Below are 21,681 nucleotides of genomic sequence, written 5' to 3'. Positions count from 1 at the left end.
GGTATTTTTTACTCATCTTCTTCATCTTCTTCATTTTGCTGCAGCTCTGTATCATTTTCTTCCTGAGGAGGCTGCTCTTCTGAGCCGCCTCCTTCACCAGAATTTTCTCCGGAATTTCCATTATCAGCATCCGAATTGCTGTTATCTTCGTTATTCTGCTCGTTGTTTTCGTTCTCTTGATTGTTCTCTTGTTCTTCTTCAGGAGGGGTTTCACTTTCCTCCCCGTTTCCTTCTTCTCCATCGGAGTTTTCATCAGCTTCCTCGGTTTCTTCTTCTGCTGGTTCCTGCTCTTCAGAAGGTGGTTCTTCATCACTATTTTCTTCGGTTTCTTCGGTTTCTTCGGTTTCCTCGGGTTCTTCTTCCGGTTCTTCATCTCCGATAGAACCAGGTGTCTGAACACGGACAGTGGCAGGATCGCTGTTTTCAGCTTCTTCGTTATCGCTGATGGCAACGACGGAAAATTCATAGGTGGCAGCAGGGTCGATGCTGGTAATTTCCACGCTGGTATCCTTCGTCGTTGTAAGCTGTCTGCTTTCACTGCCGTTAATGGATGCAGCGATACGGAAAGTTACGCCATCAGTACTGCCATATTTCCAGTTCAAATCAATCGTCGATGACTCTTCATTGAATTGACCGGACAACCCTTCAACAGGGTCAAGCTTCTGGAATACCTGTGACACTTTGGAAGGCTGATTGTCTACATGAAAGAGCTCTGTAACGATCCGGCTTTCCGGGGTGTAATCACTCGGAAGGCGGGCGGGATTGGATCCTTCCTCAACGTCCACCCAGGATACGGAATCAGGTTTCGTAAAGTCAGCCGTATCCTTACCTTGAGAAATCTGGGTCATCAAAGGTTTAAATATCTGTTTAGGAATATTTCTAGCTGCATCTGACAGTCCACGGGAGTTATCTTCTCCGTACCCTGTCCAGATGGAGATGGAATAATTCGTCGTATAACCGCTGAACCATGAGTTGTTGGCTACATCTCCAATGTTCGTGGTTCCTGTTTTCCCGGCTTCTGGAAGGCTGGGCACGTTGGCGGACGCACCTGAACCTTCACTCATCGTGGTCTGCAGCATGTTGGATACCATATAAGCGGTGGCACTGCTCATAGCTGAAGACGGTTCAGGTTTTAAGTCAATCGTACCTTCCCCGGGAATTTCAACACTTTCAACAGTGTAAGGCTCCACGTAGACGCCTTCATTGCCAAAGGCCGCATATGCGCCTGCCATCTGAAGAGGGTTCATTCCTGTCGATCCTCCTCCAATGGCATCGTTCAAGGACATGCCTTCTTCTCCAAAGTCAACGCCGAGTCCTTCGGCAAAGTCCTGAGCCTTATCCACGCCGACTTCCTGCAGAAGTTTAATGGTAGGGATGTTCAATGAGCGGCTTAAGGCGTAGCGGGCAGTAACCCAGCCTCTAAACTGATTGTCAAAGTTATTCGGCGACCAGTCACCAAAGTCTGTTTGTTCATCATTGAGCTGATGATAGGTGGAAATTTTATTGTATTCAACCGCCGGCCCGTAAGCAGCAATCGGCTTGAAAGTGGAGCCGGGCTGACGGTTGATGTCTGTTGCAAAGTTGAAGCCTTCTTTCTGATAGTTCCTTCCTCCACCGATGGCTTTGACAGCACCTGTCTGGGTATCCGTTACAGCAAGACCGGTTTCCAGTTCATCGTCGGGCCAGGAAATACCGCCTTCATCGCTGAGGAGCTGCTGGACATAATCCTGTGTATCCGTGTCCAAGGTTGTATAAATGTTCAATCCGTCTTTGTAAATATCGGCGCCATCCATTTTTTCTTCAACTTCCTTGGCTACTTTGTCAATGAAGGCCTGGTAGGGAGTCGCTTCTTCCTGTTGTCTTTCGACCAGCATGTCCTCAATTTCAACATTTCTCGCTTCATCAGCCTCGGCTTCTGTGATTTTCCCGTGCTGGACCATCAGGCTCAGGACGGTATTCATCCTGTCTTTGGCAAGATCCGGGTTCTCAAAAGGCATGTATCCACTTGGACGCTGGGGCAGACCGGCAAGCAAAGCGGCTTCCGGCAGAGTTAGTTCATTCAGGTCTTTTTTACCGAAATACGTTTCTGCGGCTTCTGCTACCCCGTAGGCACCTGCGCCGTAATAGATCTTGTTCAGGTACATCTCCAGAATTTCTTCCTTGGAATATTCCTGGTCGAGTTTAATGGCCAGATACTGTTCCTGAACTTTTCGCTTAATCGTTTTTTCTGTTGTCAGGAAGGACTCCTTGACAACCTGCTGGGTAATTGTACTGGCACCCTCGGCACCAAATCCGCCTGTGATGTTGGCTAGAATGGCCCCGCCGATTCTTTGGAAGTCAATACCGATATGATCGTAAAAGCGGACATCTTCCGTTGCCAGCACCGCATCTTCCATGACCGCAGGAATATCATCGTACGTAATTTTTGTACGCCTTTCATCCCCGGCGAGATCAGCAATAAGCTCACCGTCATCGTCATACACTTTCGAAGAAAAAGGATCGGATAATTTCTCTTCATCCAGAGCGGGGGCGGAAACAGCATAATAAGTAAATAATGCACCGACACCGATCATCAGAACAATTCCTATAGTTAACAGGGTCATAAAGATTTTTTTGAACTTTGATGTTCCTTTAGTTTTTTTCGATGATTTCATTTGTTTTCGTCGTGCTGTACGCGACTGGCTATCGTTTGCCATGTTACATATCCTCCATTTCAGAAATAAAGCTTATCCAAAACCCCGGCGTAATCAATCCGGGCCTGGTAACGAAAAGGAATACGAAAACCTTCCTTGTCAATACTGTTGTAGGGGATCGATTTCCGACCTCCGTTCTGCTGATCATCCCAATAGGCGAACAGCGTCGAAGAGGGTAGAAGGTAGACCTCATCCCTGGGTGTGAATTTAATAATGAAAAAGCTGATGCCCCCGTGTTTTTCCACGGCTTTCATATGATCCACCTGATGCTGATGGACATTACTGAGTGGAAAAGACGTTTTATTCTTCGTCTCTTTTGCCTCAAAATCAATGTACCTGCCACGATAGACACCATTATAGTCTGTCGTGGACGCCTGTTTAAAATAAGCTTCCTTAATAACGGCCGCACTGCGCTTTGGGTAATCCACCTGAACGATCTGTACGGGTGTCGGTTTTTTGTGGATGACCGCCGTTCCGGCCTGCAGATAATATTCATTCGTTAAATTAATGTCTTCTTCAAGGGTCATTCCTCTGTTGCTGAATTCTGGTTTTGTCTTTCCTTGGGGAGCAGCATGACGGCTTGGGCTGCGTCTCCCGTTGGGATAATTCAATGTTTTTCCCTCCCTGTAGCCATGAGAGTATCATACCAAAATTTACGCTCCACGCATATATACTAATGGTTCAATTCTTATAGACGTTTGAACCAGAGGAAAGTTTCATTTTGTCACAATTCCGACACAGAAAGATTCAGCACCAGGGAAATTTCCCTATGAACAGACATGTTAAACCTGTATATATAGTCCTTCGAAAATCCCTTTTCGTTTGTGAGGATAAAAAAACTGCTGCTAAAAGAAATAGCAGCAGCATCATCCTTATGTGGCCGGTCGGTTTTCTCCCGCCAGCTTAGGATTGTCAGTCTCGGCTTTCACCGGTTTTTTCTTCTTCTTATCTTTTTTTCCTGCCATGTGTACTCCTCCTTTAATGTCGAAGGTAATGATGGTTTTGACTTGTTTTGTTGCTTTAGTTCTAGTCTTGTCATTCCTAAAGGAGATATGCATGGGGAAGAGAATTTGTTATGTATCCAATAAAGGGGGAGATGCCCATGACCAAGCCGATTGTCGTCACGCCTGAGGAATTTGAGCGTCAGCTTTTTCAGCTGCAGGAAAAATTCTCACTCCTTGAAAGAAGAATGTCCTTGAAAGCGGATGAGATTGTTTTCTCCATGACGGTCGCCCACCGGAAAGAAGTGGATGATTTAAAGGAAGAGGTTTTGAACCTGCAGGGTGAGTTGAGGCATATGAAAAAAGAAAAACGCCAGGCTTACATGGGAAGAATCGCGCAGCAGGCTAAGAAAAGGTCTGTCGGATAAAATTGATGCCATCCCTGCCCGCATGATAGAGTAGAAAGGAAAGGTGTGGGAGGATGTCGTTAAAAGAATATACACTGGAATTGAAATCCTTGATCGATCAACAGCATAAACGCTTTCTCCAGACAGATGGACCTGTGGACAGAAACAACCGGGATTTCTTCGAACATGTGAAGGAAAAAACGAAACCGATGTTCGAGGTCAACCATCAATGGATGGAGGAATCGGAGCAGTTTGTGAAAAATAGAGAATCGTCCGTTCACCCGAATCAGGTGAAATCGACACATGAAAATATTGAGATGATCATTCTCCACAGCTATTACCTGGATGTGGATCGCAAACGGTTCAAGGAATTATATCAGTCATCCCATTATGTGCTGGATATGATTTTGAGTGATATCGAAAAAAGGTCATCGTAAGAAAACAATAAAACCGGAGCTGATGAAGTCAGCTCCGGTTTTATTTGTTAGGCCCGCTTTTCCCTTTTCGTCACTTTTGCGAAAATCAAATAGAACGAAGGAACGAGCAGTAATGTGAGTATTGTGGAAAAAGCAAGCCCGGAAACGATCGATACAGCTAATGGCCTGAATAAGACATCGCCGGAAAAGATGATCGGTGTTAATGCAGCGATGGATGTCAGGGAAGTCAGGACAATGGGACGGATTCTAGCACGTCCTGCTTCAATGACGGCTTCTGTTGTCGTCGCATAGGAGCCGAGATTCTGCTCAATGAATTCCACCAGAATGACGGAATTTCGAACGACTATGCCGGACAAGGATACGATACCCAGAACAGCCAGGAAGCTGAGTGGTTCACCTGAAACGAATAGTCCTACAATGGCACCCGTGACAGCGAGGAATACCGTTCCAGTAATCAGCAGCGGCATAAACAGGGAGTTGAATTGAACGGCAATGGTTAAATAGATCAGGAACAGAACGATTACAAATAACTTGGATACTTCAATGAAGAATTCCGTCTGCGCGTCATTCTGTCCGGTTTCTACAAGAGAATAACCTTCAGGCAGGTTCTCTTTAATGGAGGCAGTCACTTCTTCAGCTTTACTGGAAAATTCATCCTCGGAACCTTCCTGTGGATAGGCTTCGATCGTTAATGTGCGTTCTCCGTTTAAGTGAGGGATGACTCCGATGCCTTCCGTTTCCTCAACAGAGACTACTTCATCCAGTGTAAACGTTTCAGGCGGCCCGTTTTCACTGTTTGAAGCAGCTACGCGGAGTTCTTCAAGAGCTGCTCCTTCTTCGCTGCCATCATCCAGGATGACTTGGAGAGGCAGGCGTGTGACACCATTGTCGAATGTACCCAGCGGTGCGCCTGAATTGGCCAGCTGAAGCTGGGATATAACGGTATCAACGGCAATGCCATTCTCAGCAAGCAGAGCTCTGTCAGGGATATATTCAACAAACGGCTGATTTTTATCGGCGTTGATGGTTACAATTTCGGATTCCTCAATAGAGGAAAACTCTTGCTCAGCCTGCTCAGCCGTTTCAAACAACTGATTGATATCCGGGCCTTGAATCTTCACTTGAACAGGTGGAGAAGGCGGCGGACCTGATACGATGGTCTCCAGGAATATTTCTGCATCTGGAAACTCATTGCGAAGCGGTTCCTCCCATTTTTTAATAAAAGCGGAAGCGCTTGTTTCTTCCCTGTCCACCCGGATGAGCACCTGTCCGGTATTTTCTCCAGTCTGCTGGAGTCCGGAGCTGAACAGATTCGGAAGGCCTGTACCTGCGTAAGTGGCTGTTTCCGTTACGGGTTCCTCCGAATCCTCGATAAAGCGTACCATATCCTGCAGGGTTGTTTCTGTGTCCTCAAGCGTTGTTCCTTTCGGATTTTCCACATTGATAGTCACTTCAGGTCTGTCGGCAGCCGGGAAAAATTCAAATGGAATTTTAACGGCAAGCAGGGCAAGCAGGATGCAGATCACGATTCCGGATCCAGCCGTCACCCATGGCCGTTTCGTCGTTTTAGGAAGCAGACGGCCGGCATAGACACGCTCAAGCCGGTCGAAAAGTCCGCCCAGCAAGCCTGTTTTAGATTTTTTCTTTTGTTTGGTTTTCCGTTTCCTCGCATACTGGACCGTTGGAATCAGTGTGAGTGCGATGATGGTGGAAGCGGTGATTGTAAAAATCAATACAGAAGGAAGCGCTCGAATGAAATCGCCGTTAGTCCCTGAAAGGAACATGAGCGGAAAGAAACTGAAAATGATCATTAATGTAGAGGTCACTATGGATTTTCCTACTTCTCTTACTCCTCGTACCGTACCTTCAAGAGGACCGTCTCCCAGTTGAAACCTGCGTTGTATATTATCGTTGACCACGATGGCGTCATCAACCAGTATACCGATGGCTATGATCATGCCGATGATGGAAATCTGGTTAAGGTCAACGCCTACATACGGAAGCGGAATCAAGCCGATTATGATGGAAACAGGTATAGCCAGGGCGACCAGAACGGCCGATGATAGAGGCAGACCCAGGACCATGATTACGATAACAGCAAGCAGCGATATTCCAAAGGAAGTGATTAAGTTCGTAAACACTTCTTCAATAACGGTACTTTGGGTATAAAATTGTTCGACTTCTATGTTTTCAGGCAGATCCCCGCTCAATTCTTTGACCTGTCCGGTGATCTGTTCCTGCAGTGCGGATATGTTGACTCCTTCTTCAGCGAGAATCGTTACAGAAAGAGCCGGCTTTCCTTTATAGATAATACGATCTTCCAATGCTTTGTCTGTGATTGTCGTTTCCCCTGCATCGGATAAGGAAAGAGGGGATCCGTCAGGGCTGGTGCCTATATTTAACCCGCCCAGTTCCTCTGCACTTTCGTACTTTTGAAACAGCAGCTGCTTAATTTCACCATTGGTTTCCTCTGTTCCAATAGCGGAAGGACTGATTTCCTGCTGGAGTTTTTGAATGACAGCCACAGGTGTGAGCTGGTTTTCCTCGAGGAATTCATTGTCTAGTGAAACGGTCAACTGCTCGTCCGGCAGCCCTTTGACCAAAATCGACTGGACCCCTGTGATGGAGGTGAGTTTTTCTTCCCACACCTTTATGTCACTGCGCAGGTCATACAGACTTTCCTGTTCATCAGCAGTCAGGTTATAGGAAGCGACAGCAGACATAGTCGTGTCTGTATTGACTTCAGGTTCCTGAACCTCATCAGGGAACCCGCGGGAAACATCGGATACGGCTTGTCTGATTTGAGAATTCACCGTATCTACAGAGGCCCCGCCTGCCAGGGACGCTGTTACAGACCCGAAACCTGATGTAGAGGCGGAAGTGAGTTCGTCCACACCTTCAAGCGAAGATAATTCCTCTTCAAGAGGGTTGATAATGGTACTTTCCACTTCCTGGGGCGTGGCTCCAGGGTAAACCGTGGAAATGGAAGCGACGTTCACGTTAATTTCAGGAATTTCCCGTTTGGGAAGCTGCAGGTACGTGAAGATACCTGTAAACAATAATAGTAAAATAAATACCCATACAATCTTGTTGTATTGTAATAGTGTCTTCATGTGCTTTCCTCCCTTATTCTTTATGTGCTTCTCCAGTATACGCTTTTTTCCGACACATGTGTCAAATATCAACCTGCTCAATGTGCCGGGTTTCCTCTATTGAAATCGCTTTACTTTTGTTTTTCATTCATATATAATGACCTTCCCACTAATAGGGAGGGATGACGTTGGAACAAAAACAATTGATGAAACATGCCGTTGAAGCCAGAGGTACGGCTTACACACCTTATTCCAAATTTCCTGTAGGAGCAGCGCTCATTACAGAAGACGGCAGCCTGTATACAGGGTGTAATATTGAAAATGCCGCGTATCCGGTGTCCTTATGTGCAGAGCGCGTCGCTATATTCAAAGCCATTTCCGATGGACATAAAAAGTTCAAGTCTCTTGCTGTAGCGGCTGACACAGGAAGGCCTGTACCTCCTTGTGGATCCTGCCGCCAGGTGATGAGTGAATTTTTCGATTCCTCAGTAGCGATTTATACAACCAATTTAAACGGTGATTCCAAAACATTTACGATGGATGAAATCCTGCCGTTTTCCTTTGCGCCTTCTGATCTTCCGGAAGAGTAATGGATTTGAATGACGAGAAAGACTGTCGAAATTACGGCAGTCTTTCTTTTATGTATTCGCTGACATTCTTTGGATATCGGCATGTGAGTCAGCGATTTACGTGGGCTTTTTACCGTTCAAAAGAAGCTTGTTCTTCTTTCTAATTATTGGTGTACAAGCAGAAGGAGCGGGAGATATGATGATTTCGCCTAGTACATCCTTCCCGTTTATGACATACGCTGATAAGGAATAACAGAACAAGGAGTGAAGGAGAATGCATCACCATTCAATGCATGACTCGTGCGGCTGTGGACCGATGTCACAGTGCAGCAACCGCTGTCCAATTGTATGTCCGGTCCAACATTGTGTTGTAGACAATTTTTTCTGTGAAAATCAGGATTACATTCACCCGACACACATTCTCGTAAGAAATAACCACTTGTTGAACAATAACCATTACTTCCCATACATGGTTTCCGAACAAAACAATTTCCAAACGCAGGAATTTGCCTACCCTCAAGGGTCTTCTCCAGACTATAATTGGATGGAAAACATGAACCAGCAGGGTGCGGGCCCTATGGGAGATATGGAAGAAGGCGAAATGGCAGATATGAACGGACAAATGCCAATGAACCAGATGCCGGGAATGAACGGAATGAACGGCCAGATGCCGATGATGAACCAAGGCCAGATGCCTGGGATGAACGGCCAGATGCCGATGATGAATCAAGGTCAGATGCCTGGAATGAACGGCCAGATGCCGATGATGAACCAGGGGCAGATGCCTGGGATGAGCGGCCAGATGCCGATGATGGGTCCGGGATTCGGAGAGTAAATCAATAAGCCACCACACCAGTGGCTTATTTTCTTTTTGTCTTAAACATGGGTAAAATAGAGAAATCAAGGAACAAATGAAAGGCGGTGCGTCTGTGAGAACGTTAGTGGTTACCGGTTACAAACCTATGGAAATAGGTATATTCAAACAACAGGATGATAAAGTCTCCTTTATAAAGGAAACCATCAAAAGGCGTCTGATTACATATATCGATGAAGGTCTTGAATGGGTGCTTGTTTCCGGGCAGATGGGTGTGGAACTCTGGACCGCTGAAGTCGTTCTTGACCTGAAGGATGAAGATTATGCGGTCAACCTCGGCATCATTCCTCCTTTTGAGAACCAGCAGGAGCGCTGGCCGGAAGATCTGCAGATGATTTATGAGGAAGTTACGATGACGGCTGATTTTTTCCAACCTGTTTATAATAAGGGGTATGAAGGACCGTATCAGTTCAAGGCCAGAGATCAGTTTCTTATTGAACACTCGGATGCCTGCCTCGTTTTATATAATGAAGAGACCGAGGGCAGTCCACGCTTCTTTCTAAATATGGCGGAAAAAGCTGTGGAAAAAGGAAATTATCAGATTCTATATATTACCCCGTTTGATTTGGAGGAAACCGTTGAGGAAATGCGGATGGCTGATCCGGATTTTTGGAGTCAGTGATTTTTTATACAAAAATGAAATTGACAATTGGGTCTCCATTTGAAAAAATGTAGGTAATGTGTGGAACAGAGGTGAAAAGAATGAACTTAGAAGAGTATCATTTGACAGGTAAGGATATACTGGAAAAAGACTTTAAAACATCCATGCGGGGGTACAACCAGGAAGAAGTGGATGAGTATCTGGACTTAATTATTCAGGACTATGACCGCTTCCAGCAGGAGATTGAACGCCTCCAACACGAAAATGAACGTTTGAAGAAAATGTCCTCAAGAGAGACGGCTTCCAGGCAGAAGCAGAACACAGGCAGCACACCGCAGGTCAATTACGACATTCTGAAGCGGGTCTCCAATCTGGAAAAAGCTGTGTTCGGAAACAAATACGCCGAAGAATGACAAAAAAATCCACATGACAAAAGCGAAGGATTCTGGTATACTCTATCAGTGCGTCATTAAAGCGTAAATGAAACAGATGACAACATACATTTGAATACTCGGGTAATCGCTGCGCAGCTTGACTGTGCAGAGGAAAGTCCATGCTCGCACAGTACTGAGATGTCTGTAGTGTTCGTGCCTGACGAAATCATAAGTCAGGGGAGTTCTTTTGAACTTACGGCAGGGAAAATTCCTACGTCTAAGGATAGGGAATGACTACCTTGAAAGTGCCACAGTGACGGAGCCGGTATAGAAATATGCCGGGTGGAACGAGGTAAACCCCGCGAGCGAGCAACCCAAATTTAGGTAGGGGCACTTTTTGAAGGGAAACGAACCGGAGAAAAGGCCGTTTTACGGCAGATAGATGATTGCCACCGGAGTACGAGGCTGACCACCGCTGGCAGTACGATGGAACAGAACATGGCTTACAGAGTATTCAAAGGTCGTTCATTATGTATAAGCTACCCTTCTGGAAAGCCCTATGCTTTTTAGAAGGGTTTTTATTTTGACTTTCATATGTAAATGGAAAGGCAGGGAGAAAATATGGCGGGAAAAGTAACGTTAATTGCGACAGCGGCGATGGGCCTGGAGTCAATCGTCAGTAAAGAAGTGAAAGCGCTCGGGTATGAGGATGTGGAAGTGGAAAATGGACGTGTCCTTTTCAAAGCCGATGTGTCAGCCATTCCGCGTACGAATTTGTGGCTTCGGACAGCAGACCGGGTTAAACTGCTGGTCGGCCGGTTCAAAGCGACAAGCTTTGATCAATTGTTTGAAGAAACGAAAGCCCTGCCATGGGAAACGTTCATTGAAGAAGACGGTGAATTCCCCGTTGTAGGAAAATCGGTTAAATCGAAACTGTACAGTGTTCCGGATTGTCAGGCGATTGTTAAAAAAGCGATTGTGGAACGGTTGAAGAAAAAGCATGGAGTGGCCTCGTGGCTGAAGGAAACCGGCTCCTTTTACAGAGTGGAAGTGGCCATTCATAAAGATGAAGCCCTTCTTACAATCGATACATCCGGTTCAGGTCTCCATAAGCGCGGATATAGAGTGGGACAGGGGGAAGCCCCGTTGAAGGAGACAATGGCCGCAGCACTCGTTCAGATTACGAACTGGCATCCGGACAAGCCGTTTGTCGATCCTTTCTGCGGTTCTGGAACCATCGCGATCGAAGCCGCTTTGATCGGGCAGAATATTGCACCAGGGTTTAATCGCGAATTTGCATCGGAAGGTTGGGGATTCATTCCTCAAAAAGCCTGGGATGATGCCTTTCAGGAAGCGGAGGATGCCGCCGATTATGATCAGCCTCTCGACATTACAGGGTCAGACCTTGATCCGAAAATGATTGAAATCGCCAGAAAAAATGCGATGGAAGCGGGACTTGGTGAGCTTGTGTCGTGGAAGCAGATGCAGATGAATGATTTGAAGCCGAAGCATGATGGGGGATATATTGTATCCAACCCACCTTACGGGGAGCGGATCGGTGACCGTGAAGAAGTGGAGCAGATGTACAGAGATCTTGGTACGATCATGCGTGATTATCCATCATGGAGCGTTTACATCCTGACGTCCCACGAAGGATTCGAAAAGCTGTACGGCCAGTCCGCTACAAAGAAGAGGAAGCTCTTCAATGGATATATCAAGACGGACTATTATCAATATTTCGGGAAGAAGAAAAAACAGACAGCCAAAGAGTTTTAAAGAGTGAAGGAGAAGACCGTCCGGATGACCGGGCGGTCTTTTTCTATTCCTGTGTGTAAAGAGAAAGACTGCTATAATGAAAAGGCAGCTACATAACGATGATGTAAAAAGGAGAGGGTATAGTGAGCAGTCATACAGAGAAGGAATTTCAGGCTCTGCTGAAGGAACAGGCGTCCTATGAAGAAGCTATTGGGTTAATGGCCTGGGATATGCGGACGAAAGCACCGAAAAAAGGGATAGAAGGACGTTCAGAGGTGATTGGAGTCCTTTCTTCCAAAGTGCATGAAATCCAGACCTCTGATCATATGAAAACGATGATCAGTGAATTGAAGGGGCGGACATCCAGTCGGCTGATGGAGAGAGCAGTCGAGGAAGCGGAAGAAACGTACCTTCGCACGGTGAAAATCCCGGCAGAAGAATACAGGGAATACGTGACACTGCAGAGCCGGGCGGAAGCGGTCTGGGCGGAAGCAAAGGACAACAATGACTTTGCCTTATTCCAGCCCTATTTAGAAGAACTGGTGGACTATAAGCGACGCTTTGCTGAATATTGGGGATATGAAGAGCATAAATATGACGCGCTCCTGCACAGTTATGAGCCTGGCATGACCGTCCGGATTCTTGATGAGGTTTTTCCTAAGGTAAGAGAAGCGTTGACAGGTCTGCTTTCTGATATTCAAGCTTCTGATAATAAACCCGACCCATCGGTTCTGGAGGGACATTTTCCTAAAGATCAGCAGGCAGCCTTCAGTGAGGAGATTTTGAAGCGGATGGGCTATGATTTTGAGGCGGGACGTCTGGATGAAACCATCCATCCATTTGCAATCGGATTGAACCAGAAGGATGTGCGGGTAACGACGAAATATGATGAGAAAGATTTTCGGACCGCTGTATTCGGGACCATTCATGAAGGGGGGCACGCTTTGTATGAGCAGAACATTTCAAAAGACTTGGCCTTCACTCCTCTGGCGGATGGGACAAGCATGGGAATCCATGAATCCCAGTCCCTTTTCTGGGAGAACTTTATCGCAAGAAGTGAAAGCTTCTGGAAAAACCATTACCCTGTCTTCAAGAACTATGCACCCGAAAGCTTTAAGGAGCTTCCTTTAAGTGACTTTTATAAAGCTGTAAATGAAGTGAAGCCGTCATTCATACGGATTGAAGCGGATGAGCTGACCTACTGCCTTCATATTATGGTCCGCTATGAGCTGGAGAAAGCCTTGATCGGCGGGGAAATTGAAGTGAAGGATCTTCCTGAGTTATGGAATAGGAAGATGGAGGACTACCTTGGCATCATCCCTTCCAACGACGGTGAGGGAGTGCTGCAGGATATCCACTGGTCAGGGGGAGATTTCGGTTACTTTCCTTCCTACGCTCTCGGCTATATGTACGCAGCCCAGATAAACGCGGCGATGAGGAAAGATATTGATGTGGATGAATGTATGGAAAAAGGGAATTTCAAACCGATTCAGGAGTGGTTGACGGCGAACATTCACAAGTATGGAAAAATGAAGAAGCCGCTTGAAATTATCCAGGATGTGACAGGAGAAGGGTTGAACCCCGATTACCTCATTACGTACGTCACTGAAAAATACCAGAACATCTATAAGTTATCCAAGTAATTAAAAAGATACCCAGCTGCATGCAGCTGGGTATCTTATCATTATGACATTTCACCAATTAAATCCGGAGCAGCTGGGAAGCCTGCATCTTTTAGAATCTGACCAAACTGCTCATTGAATTCCGCTGCTTTTTCATCGGCAGCTGAGAAGTCGGCTTCTTCTATGTTTTCATCCAATGCTTTTTCTACTTCCTCGTAGTAGGCCTGAAGAGAAGGCATGGCTTCCTGGATTTTTGTTTTCGTTTCATCAGGAAGTTCGGTTTCTATTGTGTAGTCTGAAGCAGCAGCCGCTGCTTCACCAACAGCTGTTTTCGCTTCTTCGCCTGCTGATGTAATGGTTTCTGTATCCGGCTCTTCCTCAGCAGCCGCTGCTTGATAGGCGGAAATTTTCTGCTGGTGCGGTTTAAATGTATCGGTCAATTCCATCTGGGCATCCATCAGTGATTGTTTAAGATTCTGGCTGTTATCTTCTTCAGTTTCAGCCGTTTCTTCGTTTTGTCCTTCTGAATCACTGCTTTCTTCTGTGTCTCCGCTGCAACCGGCTGTTATCAATGCCGAAGTTACACCGAGAGCAATCAACCATTTTTTCAAAGTTATGACCCCCTTATGTAGTTACAACGTTTATTGTAAAAAAGCAGGAGGAAAATGTAAAGAATTAGCAAAAATGTTACAATATACTGAAAATTCATCGAATAAACAGGAGGATAACCTATGTATCTGCCAAATTTCAGACTGGATCACCGCTTAGCTGTTGTCACGGGAGGAACGAAAGGGATCGGAAGGGCCATTACACTGGCCTTTGCTGAATCCGGTGCAGACGTCATCATCATTGCCAGAAACAGCCGGGACCTTGACCAAGTGAAGGATGACGTAGAGGAACTGGGGCAGCGGGCTTTTCCAATAGTAGAAGACATTAATCATTATGACCTTATCATTGAAAAAGTCGAGAACATAAGGCAGGGGCGACCCATTGACATCTGGGTGAATAACGCCGGCATGAATATCCGGAGTGAAGCTGCCTCCGTCTCCGAATCGGAATGGGACCAGATCATCAATACCAATATGAAAAGCGCCTTCTTTCTTTCTCAATATGCCGGACGGATCATGATGGATAACAAGGCAGGTAAGATTATTAACATCTCTTCTGTGGGAGGGCACACCGCTCTTCGTACTGGTGTGGTTTATGCCATGACGAAAAGTGCACTCATTCAGATGACTAAGAATCTTGCCCTTGAATGGGGGAAGCACAACATCAATGTGAACGCAATCGGGCCGTGGTATTTTCCAACCTCCCTGACAGAGAAGCTGCTTCAGGATGAAGAGTATGTGAAAGAGATTCTCGCACGGACGCCGTTAAACAGGATAGGGAAGCTGGAAGAACTCAGCGGCGCAGCCGTATTTCTTGCTTCAGATGCCGGCAATTATATGACAGGACAGACGCTCCTTGTAGATGGAGGCATGACCATTTACGGTTTCTAAAAAACGAACAAAACAGCCATCATCCATGGCGCAATCTATGCTTTATAATTCTAACTTAAAACTTAGTAGCAACTCCGAACTGCAAAAAAGAAAAAACCATCAATAAGAAGAAATCGATACAAACATAAATCTCCTTTTTTTACACATAGTAAGAAAAAGGAGGATGACAATGCCTTACATTATTGCTGCAGGAACGGCCCGTGCGGAATATCCCTGTCCTCAAACAGATGTCCAGCATCTCGTAAAAGAACTGTTTCCCATGAAACCTCACGAAATGAAACGACTGCTTCCCATCTTTGAACATGCGGAAGTACATGAACGACAGTTTGCGCAGCCATTGGATTGGTATAAAAAACAGCACGGATTAAAGGAAAGAAATGACTTGTACGTCGATAAAGCTCTCCAGTACAGTTTAAAAGCAGTGAAAAATTGTGTAGGAAAGGTGTTTGGAGGAGATTTTGACTATGGAACCATCGATCACGTCATTTTTGTCTCATCAACAGGAATTGCCACTCCAACCCTCGATGCCTACATAATGAATGAACTGCATCTTAAAGAAAGTGTGAAACGAACCCCGCTTTTTGGTCTTGGCTGTGCAGGTGGAACGAGTGGAGTAGCAAAAGCTTATGAATGGCTGCTGGGACATCCGGATAGCTGCGTGCTGGTGGTTTGTGTGGAGCTCTGCAGTTTGACATTTCAATTGGATGATGCAACAACAAGCAACTTTGTAGGAACAGCATTATTCGGAGACGGTGCTTCTGCCGTGCTTGTTTCAGGTGATACATGGAAAATGAACAATCAGGTTCAAGAAGCGGTTCCTTCGATAATTAGTGCCAGCTCCAAAACAAAACGGAATAGTGAAGATGTAATGGGATGGCGTGTTGTGGACAATGGCTTTGAAGTGATATTCAAAAAAAGTATTCCACGGTTAGTGAAGGATTTCTGGAGTGTCCATGTACGTGAAGTATTAAATGAACACCAATGGGATGTCAACGGGCTTCCATTTATCGTCGCGCACCCCGGAGGGAAGAAAGTACTGGAGGCGTATAAGGAAGTTCTCCATCTGGAGGATTCTGTGCTGATTTCCTCCAAAAACGTATTGGCGCAGCATGGAAACATGTCTTCACCAACCGTCCATTTTGTCTTGGAGCATATCATGGATCAGCGGCCTGAAACGGGCACGCGTTCGTTGATGACATCTCTCGGGCCTGGCTTTAGTTCAGAAATTATCAGTTTGGAGTGGGTATAGATGGAGATGCTGTTGTGGCTGATCTTTTCGCTGATTATTTTTCAGCGCTTGGGTGAACTTATTATGGCAGCAAGAAATCGGAAATGGATGCTTTCTCAAGGTGCGAAAGAATGGGGAAGTAATCATTATTATCTGTTCATCCTTCTGCATGCCCTGTTTTTTCTGTCCATCATAGCAGAATACACGTTTACTACTTTTGTGTTTCAACCAATCTTCTATCCCGCCGTTTTTCTTTTTATAGTTCTCCAAGGGATGAGAATATGGTGCATTTCTACGCTTGGGAAAAGATGGAACACAAGGATTCTCGTTCTTCCTGAGGAAAAACCAATCAGCCGTGGATTATATAAATATATGAAGCATCCTAATTATGTGATTGTATTTTTTGAGCTGCTGGTGATTCCTGTATTGTTTCATGCTTATGCGACTGCCCTTGTTTTTCCTTTTCTTCATCTCATGGTTTTAACGGTCCGGATCCCGGAAGAAGAAAAAGCGCTGAAGGAGCGGGTATAGGAGGGATTTTCCGTTGCGGACCTGCCGAAGCTCTGCTATAATTTCTAAATAGAAATGAAAATCATTTTCAATTAGAAAGGTGTGCAGATGATGGTTCTGCTTCTTCTTGCTGTGATGATGGTGTACAGTGTGCTTATGATCTATATAACAGCTCATGTCGGGGCTGCTCCTGCCATCGACCGATTGAAATTACAAAAACGTGCATCCCTCGAGGAAACGAGAAAAAAATAGGAAACATCCATCTCCGCCAGGCCCTGGGACCTGGCTTTATTTTTGAAAAAGAAGCAGAGAGAGAAGAAATTTGTCGAATAAAGATGCTATAATGGGGACGGACAGAAAGAGTGGCTTTGCACTCTTTCGCGAACGTGAAGGTTTCAACGATCTATGCACGAAGGAGCGTCCTATGAATCGAAAACATGACTTGGCTTATTTTCTTGAGGATCTATGGAGCAGAGGCTTTAAACTGAGTGATGAGGATGTACAGTTTATTTACTTTGGTAAAAATTCGACGAATGCAGCTGAGTGGAAAACCATTATTGCCGTCCGGACGACACTGAAAGCACAGCAGTCCTTTGACGCCAGCTTCTTTATCAGTGTGCTGGAACTTATTGCAGACGCATCGATTACAAACAAGCGCCGGGCCTATGAAGTGGTGGAGCAGAAGCTGGCTTTAAAGAAGTCATAACAAAACCCAGATCAGGATTGATCTGGGTTTTGTGCGTGTTTCAACAGGCATTCGCGGGCGAGCTTGTCTGCATGCCGGTTTTGTTTATCTGGGATCCATTTATAAAATACAAAGGAAAAGGACTGTTCCAGCTCCTGAATGTGCTCGAATAAAGGAAGGAACTTTTTGTTTTTCGTATATTTCCGATCCAGTGTATCGACAGCGATTTTTGAATCAGACCGGATGGAAATGATCTCACCCGGGTAATACGACCGGCACAATTCCAGAGCGCGGCTGACCGCAAGGAATTCCGCTTCATGATTGGTCCATGTCCCAAGAAAGCACTGGTGTTCTTCGGTTTGATTGTTGGTTTTGATCACAATCCCTGCGGCGCTCAGACCCGGATCGCCGCTGCAGGCAGCATCGGTGTATATTTCAATCATGAAGGCCCTCCTCACTCAGAGCGTGGAAATTTTTTTGCTATATAAAAGAATGGGGTATCCAAAGCGGATACTATAAATTTAATGATGTAGGTTGTCAGGAATATTTCCAGCCATATGTCAAATGGATAAACGCCGTAAAAGGCGATGAAGCAGAAAACCGCTGTGTCCAGAAGCTGGCTGATCATGGTGCTTCCGTTGTTGCGGATCCATAAAAATTTATCATCTGCAAACCGTTTCTTCAGCCGGGCGTAGAGCCACACATCAAAATATTGACTCACCAGATAGGCGGCCAGGCTTCCGGCTGCTACTCTCGGAACAATACCGAACAATGTTTCCAGTGCGGGGTGGGCGATATCATTGGATCCTGGCGTGAACAGGAGAGCCCCCTGCATAAGGATAGTCATGGCAAGCAGAGAACTGAATCCGAGCCAAACCGCTTTTCCAGCTTCTTTCTTTCCGTATTTTTCATTTAATATGTCTGTAGCTAAAAAGGCTGTTCCATAGACGATGTTTCCAAGTGTCGCCTGTAGACCGAACAACTCAATGGTTTTCACGACCTGGATGTTGGCCACCACTGTAGCCATACCGATCCAGACAAACAAGCCGGTTCTACCGAATATCCGGTACACACCAAGCAGAAGTATGAAGTTTATGATTGCAAAAATCAGCCATATCATTTCGTTATTCATGCTGTTATTCCTCCTAGTTTTGGTAACGCGGGAGTTCCCGAACCGCGTATGCGTACAACAGCGCTAAATTATACGACGGAACAGGCAGGAATGCAAGGATAACGGCAAATGAAAAAAAGCAATCTCAAAAGAGACTGCTTTTTTTGGAGATTTATGCTTTTACAACGTTGGCCGCCTGTGGACCACGGTCGCCTTCAACGATTTCAAATGTTACGGCCTGTCCCTCTTCAAGGGATTTGAAACCTTCCTCCTGAATCGCAGAGAAGTGAACGAATACATCGTTGCCGCCCTCTACCTGGATGAAGCCGTATCCTTTTTCAGCGTTAAACCATTTTACTGTACCATTCTGCATGTTGTTTCCTCCTAAATCTTGCACGTCAAACGTGGGAATTACAAATACAGACCGAAATAAAAAAACCATACAAGTGCGGAACATAAATTCCGGTCACTCCTATGGGCTTTACCAGTCATTTATCTTTCCGATCGTGATATTTGCTTACTACAAATATATCTTATGAGAAAAAAAGCGTCAACATTCAGACTATACTTTTTTCTTCAAAAAACCTTTTAAATCAAGATAAGGAAACGGATACACGTTGGGAGGGTCCGCAAGAGTGGATGACTATAACTATCAAGCGGTGTAAGGTACAATAGAGGTGGAAAATAGAAAGGATGATACATATGAAGAAAGACATTGATATAGCCCTTGAAGCACAAATGAAACCTATCAAGGACATAGCAGCCGGATTGAATCTCTCTGAAGAGGACTGGGAACCTTACGGACATTACAAGGCAAAGCTTTCTGACAAACTTGAACAAAAGCTGGAAGGCCGGTCATCCGGAAAAATCATCCTCACAACCTCCATTAATCCGACGCCTGCCGGTGAAGGGAAGTCCACGGTTACTGTGGGGCTTGGGCAGGCTTTGAACAAGCTGAACAAAAAGGCGGTCATCGCCTTGAGGGAACCTTCCCTTGGGCCGACAATGGGATTGAAAGGTGGAGCCGCCGGTGGTGGGTATTCCCAAGTGGTCCCTATGGAGGAAATCAACCTGCACTTTACAGGAGATATTCATGCGATTACTTCTGCGAATAATGCCCTCTCGGCTTTTATAGATAATCACATACACCAGGGGAACGAGCTGAATATCGACCCTCGTCGTGTTTCATGGAAGCGGGTGGTGGATTTGAACGACCGGGCCTTAAGAGAAGTCGTCGTAGGACTGGGAGGGCCTGTCAAAGGTGTACCGCGGGAAGATGGGTTTATGATTTCCGTCGCCTCTGAGATTATGGCTGTTCTTTGTCTGGCTTCAGATCTTCAGGATTTAAAAGAACGCCTGGCCCGCATGGTCATCGGGTATACGTATGACAGAAAACCTGTAACCGTTCAGGAACTCGGTTATGAAGGCGCTCTTACTCTCCTATTGAAGGATGCTGCTAAACCCAATCTGGTTCAGACTTTGGAGAATACTCCGGCAATCATACACGGGGGGCCGTTTGCCAATATTGCGCACGGATGCAACAGTGTCAAGGCTACGAAGATGGCTGCGAAACTCGGCGATTACGCCGTAACAGAAGCCGGGTTTGGAGCAGACCTGGGTGCAGAGAAATTCCTTGATATCAAAACACGTGCAGGCGGATTTGAACCTGATGCCGTTGTGATTGTGGCAACGATCCGTGCCTTGAAGATGCATGGAGGAGTGGACAAAAAAGAGCTTCACAACGAAAATACAGCCGCCTTAATGGAAGGGGCTGCCAATTTGAAAAAACATATGGAAACGATAGAGCAGTTCCAAGTCCCTTATGTGATTGCTGTCAATGAGTTTCCGACAGATACTAAAGCAGAGATCGATGCTTTGACAGCGTGGTGTAGGCAGGAGGGTGCGTCCGTTTCTCTTGTCCAGGTCCATGAGAAAGGCGGCAGCGGTGGATTGGATCTTGCTGAAAAAGTCATAGCTGCGGCAGACCAAAAACATCAGCCGCTTGCCTACACGTATGAGCTCGAAGATGCCATAGAGCAGAAAATAGAAAAAATTGCCCGCAGGATTTATGGAGCCTCGGGCGTTGAATTCTCATCCAAAGCTGAAAAACAAATACGCCAGATGACCAACCTGGGCTTCAACCATCTGCCGATTTGTATGGCCAAAACCCAGTACTCTCTTTCCGATGATCCATCGAAGCTTGGACGTCCGGAAAATTTCACGATTACTGTGAGAGACCTATATCCTTCCATCGGTGCTGGATTCCTGGTAGCTTTGACGGGAGATGTCATGACGATGCCGGGGCTGCCTAAAAATCCGGCAGCTCTCCAGATGGATGTTGATGCGTCCGGAGTTGTAAAAGGATTGTTTTAATCTTTGATCATCTTCCTGTGGACGCTGTTATACAAAGAGGAGGGACATCGATGACGATCAATATTGGACTTACCGGGTGGGGCGATCACGCCTCTCTCTATTCGGAGAAAACGCGTTCAGAAAACAAGCTCTCCGAATATGCTTCTCATTTCCCTGTAGTGGAAGTGGATACAGCTTTTTATGCGATCCAGCCGCTGTCCCGCTACGAAAAGTGGCTGAAAGAGACTCCGGACTCATTCTCTTTTGTTATTAAAGCATTCAACCAGCTGACAGGACATGACAGGGAATCCAGGTCCGTTCAGGAAGCGAGAGATCTTATGCTCCGTTATGAGGAGTCGGTCCAGCCGGTATGGGAAGCTGGAAAAGTAAACGCCCTGCTGTTTCAATTCCCTCCGTGGTTTGATGTAAGAAAAGAGCACATCCGCAAATTGAGGTATATACGGGAGTGGCTGGAGCCGTATCCGATCGCTCTTGAATTCCGGAACCGAACGTGGTTTCAGGAGGAGTACAGAGAACAGACGCTTTCCTTTATGAAGGACCAGCAGTGGATTCACAGCATCTGTGATGAACCACAGGCAGGAGAAGGGTCCGTTCCCCGTATTCTTGTGCCGACCCATCCCAATAAGACGCTCGTGCGTTTTCATGGACGGAATACACACGGATGGAACAAAAATGGCCGGAAAGACTGGCGTAAAGTCCGTTTTCTTTACCGGTACAGCCATGATGAGCTTGCCGAATGGGCGGAGCGGGCCCGGGAGCTCGAACAGGAGACCCCTGAGGTTACGCTCCTATTCAACAATAATTCCGGCGGGGATGCCGCAGACAATGCCAAACAGTTTCAGGAAATGCTGAACATCCATTACAACGATTTAAATCCAAGACAGATGGATTTATTCAATTTTTAGGAGGT

The 21,681-nt window shown here is 46.0% G+C and carries 22 protein-coding genes and 1 other RNA gene; 16 read left to right on the top strand and 7 right to left on the bottom strand.

All coding sequences use genetic code 11. The features are described from left to right. Positions 1 to 8 precede the first annotated feature (8 nt). Together ACXAGL_RS18040 and recU are read right to left on the bottom strand one after the other, a co-directional pair. Positions 9 to 2,696, bottom strand: coding sequence for a PBP1A family penicillin-binding protein (locus ACXAGL_RS18040; RefSeq protein ID WP_474968665.1), 2,688 nt, complete (start codon positions 2,694 to 2,696; stop codon positions 9 to 11). Between the two features lie 17 nt (positions 2,697 to 2,713). After that, complete coding sequence (recU, locus tag ACXAGL_RS18035; protein ID WP_474968664.1) at positions 2,714 to 3,304, bottom strand: Holliday junction resolvase RecU; 591 nt, start codon at positions 3,302 to 3,304, stop codon at positions 2,714 to 2,716. Positions 3,305 to 3,795: 491 nt separating this feature from the next. On the opposite strand from recU, the gene ACXAGL_RS18030 reads away from it, so the two are divergent. Continuing rightward, on the top strand, positions 3,796 to 4,062 hold the full coding sequence (locus ACXAGL_RS18030; RefSeq protein WP_474968663.1) for a hypothetical protein: 267 nt from the start codon (positions 3,796 to 3,798) through the stop codon (positions 4,060 to 4,062). 53 nt (positions 4,063 to 4,115) lie between these two features. Then, positions 4,116 to 4,478 (top strand): DUF1798 family protein, encoded by a 363-nt coding sequence (locus tag ACXAGL_RS18025; RefSeq protein ID WP_474992013.1) that lies wholly within the window; start codon positions 4,116 to 4,118, stop codon positions 4,476 to 4,478. Positions 4,479 to 4,525: 47 nt separating this feature from the next. Here ACXAGL_RS18025 and ACXAGL_RS18020 read toward each other — a convergent pair whose 3' ends face one another. Continuing rightward, entirely contained in the window at positions 4,526 to 7,591 is a 3,066-nt protein-coding gene (locus tag ACXAGL_RS18020) for an efflux RND transporter permease subunit (protein WP_474968661.1), read from the bottom strand. A 167-nt stretch (positions 7,592 to 7,758) separates the two neighbouring features. Here ACXAGL_RS18020 and ACXAGL_RS18015 point away from each other — a divergent pair, with 167 nt between their 5' ends. The 7 genes from ACXAGL_RS18015 to ACXAGL_RS17985 all read left to right on the top strand — a co-directional run bounded on the left by ACXAGL_RS18015 (position 7,759) and on the right by ACXAGL_RS17985 (position 13,386). After that, positions 7,759 to 8,160 carry a cytidine deaminase gene (locus tag ACXAGL_RS18015; protein ID WP_027954381.1) on the top strand — a complete coding sequence of 134 codons (402 nt, stop codon included), beginning with the start codon at positions 7,759 to 7,761 and terminating at the stop codon, positions 8,158 to 8,160. A 253-nt stretch (positions 8,161 to 8,413) separates the two neighbouring features. Next, positions 8,414 to 8,974 carry a CotD family spore coat protein gene (locus ACXAGL_RS18010; protein WP_474968660.1) on the top strand — a complete coding sequence of 187 codons (561 nt, stop codon included), beginning with the start codon at positions 8,414 to 8,416 and terminating at the stop codon, positions 8,972 to 8,974. 94 nt (positions 8,975 to 9,068) lie between these two features. Next, complete coding sequence (locus ACXAGL_RS18005) at positions 9,069 to 9,635, top strand: SLOG family protein (protein WP_474968659.1); 567 nt, start codon at positions 9,069 to 9,071, stop codon at positions 9,633 to 9,635. A gap of 80 nt (positions 9,636 to 9,715) precedes the next feature. Then, positions 9,716 to 10,027 carry a cell division regulator GpsB gene (gpsB, locus tag ACXAGL_RS18000; RefSeq protein ID WP_281658065.1) on the top strand — a complete coding sequence of 104 codons (312 nt, stop codon included), beginning with the start codon at positions 9,716 to 9,718 and terminating at the stop codon, positions 10,025 to 10,027. A gap of 94 nt (positions 10,028 to 10,121) precedes the next feature. After that, positions 10,122 to 10,499, top strand: an RNA gene (rnpB, locus tag ACXAGL_RS17995) — RNase P RNA component class B. Positions 10,500 to 10,609: 110 nt separating this feature from the next. Further along, the gene (locus tag ACXAGL_RS17990; RefSeq protein WP_474968658.1) at positions 10,610 to 11,764 is read left to right on the top strand and encodes a THUMP domain-containing class I SAM-dependent RNA methyltransferase; all 1,155 of its coding nucleotides are present in this window, start codon (positions 10,610 to 10,612) and stop codon (positions 11,762 to 11,764) included. A gap of 122 nt (positions 11,765 to 11,886) precedes the next feature. Next, the gene (locus ACXAGL_RS17985; RefSeq protein WP_474992011.1) at positions 11,887 to 13,386 is read left to right on the top strand and encodes a carboxypeptidase M32; all 1,500 of its coding nucleotides are present in this window, start codon (positions 11,887 to 11,889) and stop codon (positions 13,384 to 13,386) included. Between the two features lie 41 nt (positions 13,387 to 13,427). Here ACXAGL_RS17985 and ACXAGL_RS17980 read toward each other — a convergent pair whose 3' ends face one another. After that, complete coding sequence (locus ACXAGL_RS17980) at positions 13,428 to 13,976, bottom strand: hypothetical protein (protein WP_474992009.1); 549 nt, start codon at positions 13,974 to 13,976, stop codon at positions 13,428 to 13,430. A 120-nt stretch (positions 13,977 to 14,096) separates the two neighbouring features. On the opposite strand from ACXAGL_RS17980, the gene ACXAGL_RS17975 reads away from it, so the two are divergent. From ACXAGL_RS17975 to ACXAGL_RS17955, 5 genes are all read left to right on the top strand, one after another. Beyond that, on the top strand, positions 14,097 to 14,864 hold the full coding sequence (locus tag ACXAGL_RS17975; RefSeq protein ID WP_474992008.1) for an SDR family NAD(P)-dependent oxidoreductase: 768 nt from the start codon (positions 14,097 to 14,099) through the stop codon (positions 14,862 to 14,864). A gap of 169 nt (positions 14,865 to 15,033) precedes the next feature. Continuing rightward, positions 15,034 to 16,113, top strand: coding sequence for a type III polyketide synthase (locus ACXAGL_RS17970; RefSeq protein ID WP_474992006.1), 1,080 nt, complete (start codon positions 15,034 to 15,036; stop codon positions 16,111 to 16,113). Beyond that, positions 16,114 to 16,623 carry an isoprenylcysteine carboxyl methyltransferase family protein gene (locus ACXAGL_RS17965; RefSeq protein WP_474992004.1) on the top strand — a complete coding sequence of 170 codons (510 nt, stop codon included), beginning with the start codon at positions 16,114 to 16,116 and terminating at the stop codon, positions 16,621 to 16,623. It begins immediately after the preceding gene. Between the two features lie 90 nt (positions 16,624 to 16,713). Then, entirely contained in the window at positions 16,714 to 16,854 is a 141-nt protein-coding gene (locus tag ACXAGL_RS17960; protein ID WP_474992002.1) for a hypothetical protein, read from the top strand. 172 nt (positions 16,855 to 17,026) lie between these two features. Then, entirely contained in the window at positions 17,027 to 17,308 is a 282-nt protein-coding gene (locus ACXAGL_RS17955) for a DUF6123 family protein (RefSeq protein WP_474968651.1), read from the top strand. Positions 17,309 to 17,319: 11 nt separating this feature from the next. Here ACXAGL_RS17955 and ACXAGL_RS17950 read toward each other — a convergent pair whose 3' ends face one another. The 3 genes from ACXAGL_RS17950 to ACXAGL_RS17940 all read right to left on the bottom strand — a co-directional run bounded on the left by ACXAGL_RS17950 (position 17,320) and on the right by ACXAGL_RS17940 (position 18,771). Beyond that, complete coding sequence (locus ACXAGL_RS17950; protein ID WP_474971397.1) at positions 17,320 to 17,730, bottom strand: ribonuclease HI family protein; 411 nt, start codon at positions 17,728 to 17,730, stop codon at positions 17,320 to 17,322. 11 nt (positions 17,731 to 17,741) lie between these two features. Next, positions 17,742 to 18,419, bottom strand: coding sequence for a queuosine precursor transporter (locus ACXAGL_RS17945; RefSeq protein ID WP_474968649.1), 678 nt, complete (start codon positions 18,417 to 18,419; stop codon positions 17,742 to 17,744). 151 nt (positions 18,420 to 18,570) lie between these two features. Further along, positions 18,571 to 18,771, bottom strand: coding sequence for a cold-shock protein (locus ACXAGL_RS17940; RefSeq protein WP_474968648.1), 201 nt, complete (start codon positions 18,769 to 18,771; stop codon positions 18,571 to 18,573). 329 nt (positions 18,772 to 19,100) lie between these two features. On the opposite strand from ACXAGL_RS17940, the gene ACXAGL_RS17935 reads away from it, so the two are divergent. Continuing rightward, positions 19,101 to 20,771, top strand: coding sequence for a formate--tetrahydrofolate ligase (locus ACXAGL_RS17935; RefSeq protein ID WP_474971398.1), 1,671 nt, complete (start codon positions 19,101 to 19,103; stop codon positions 20,769 to 20,771). A gap of 50 nt (positions 20,772 to 20,821) precedes the next feature. Beyond that, on the top strand, positions 20,822 to 21,676 hold the full coding sequence (locus ACXAGL_RS17930; RefSeq protein WP_474968646.1) for a DUF72 domain-containing protein: 855 nt from the start codon (positions 20,822 to 20,824) through the stop codon (positions 21,674 to 21,676). The last annotated feature ends 5 nt before the right edge of the window (positions 21,677 to 21,681 follow it).

It is taken from the genome of Halobacillus sp. ABA4_118 (genome assembly GCF_056160205.1).
This window is presented reverse-complemented; position numbering and strand designations above follow the sequence as displayed.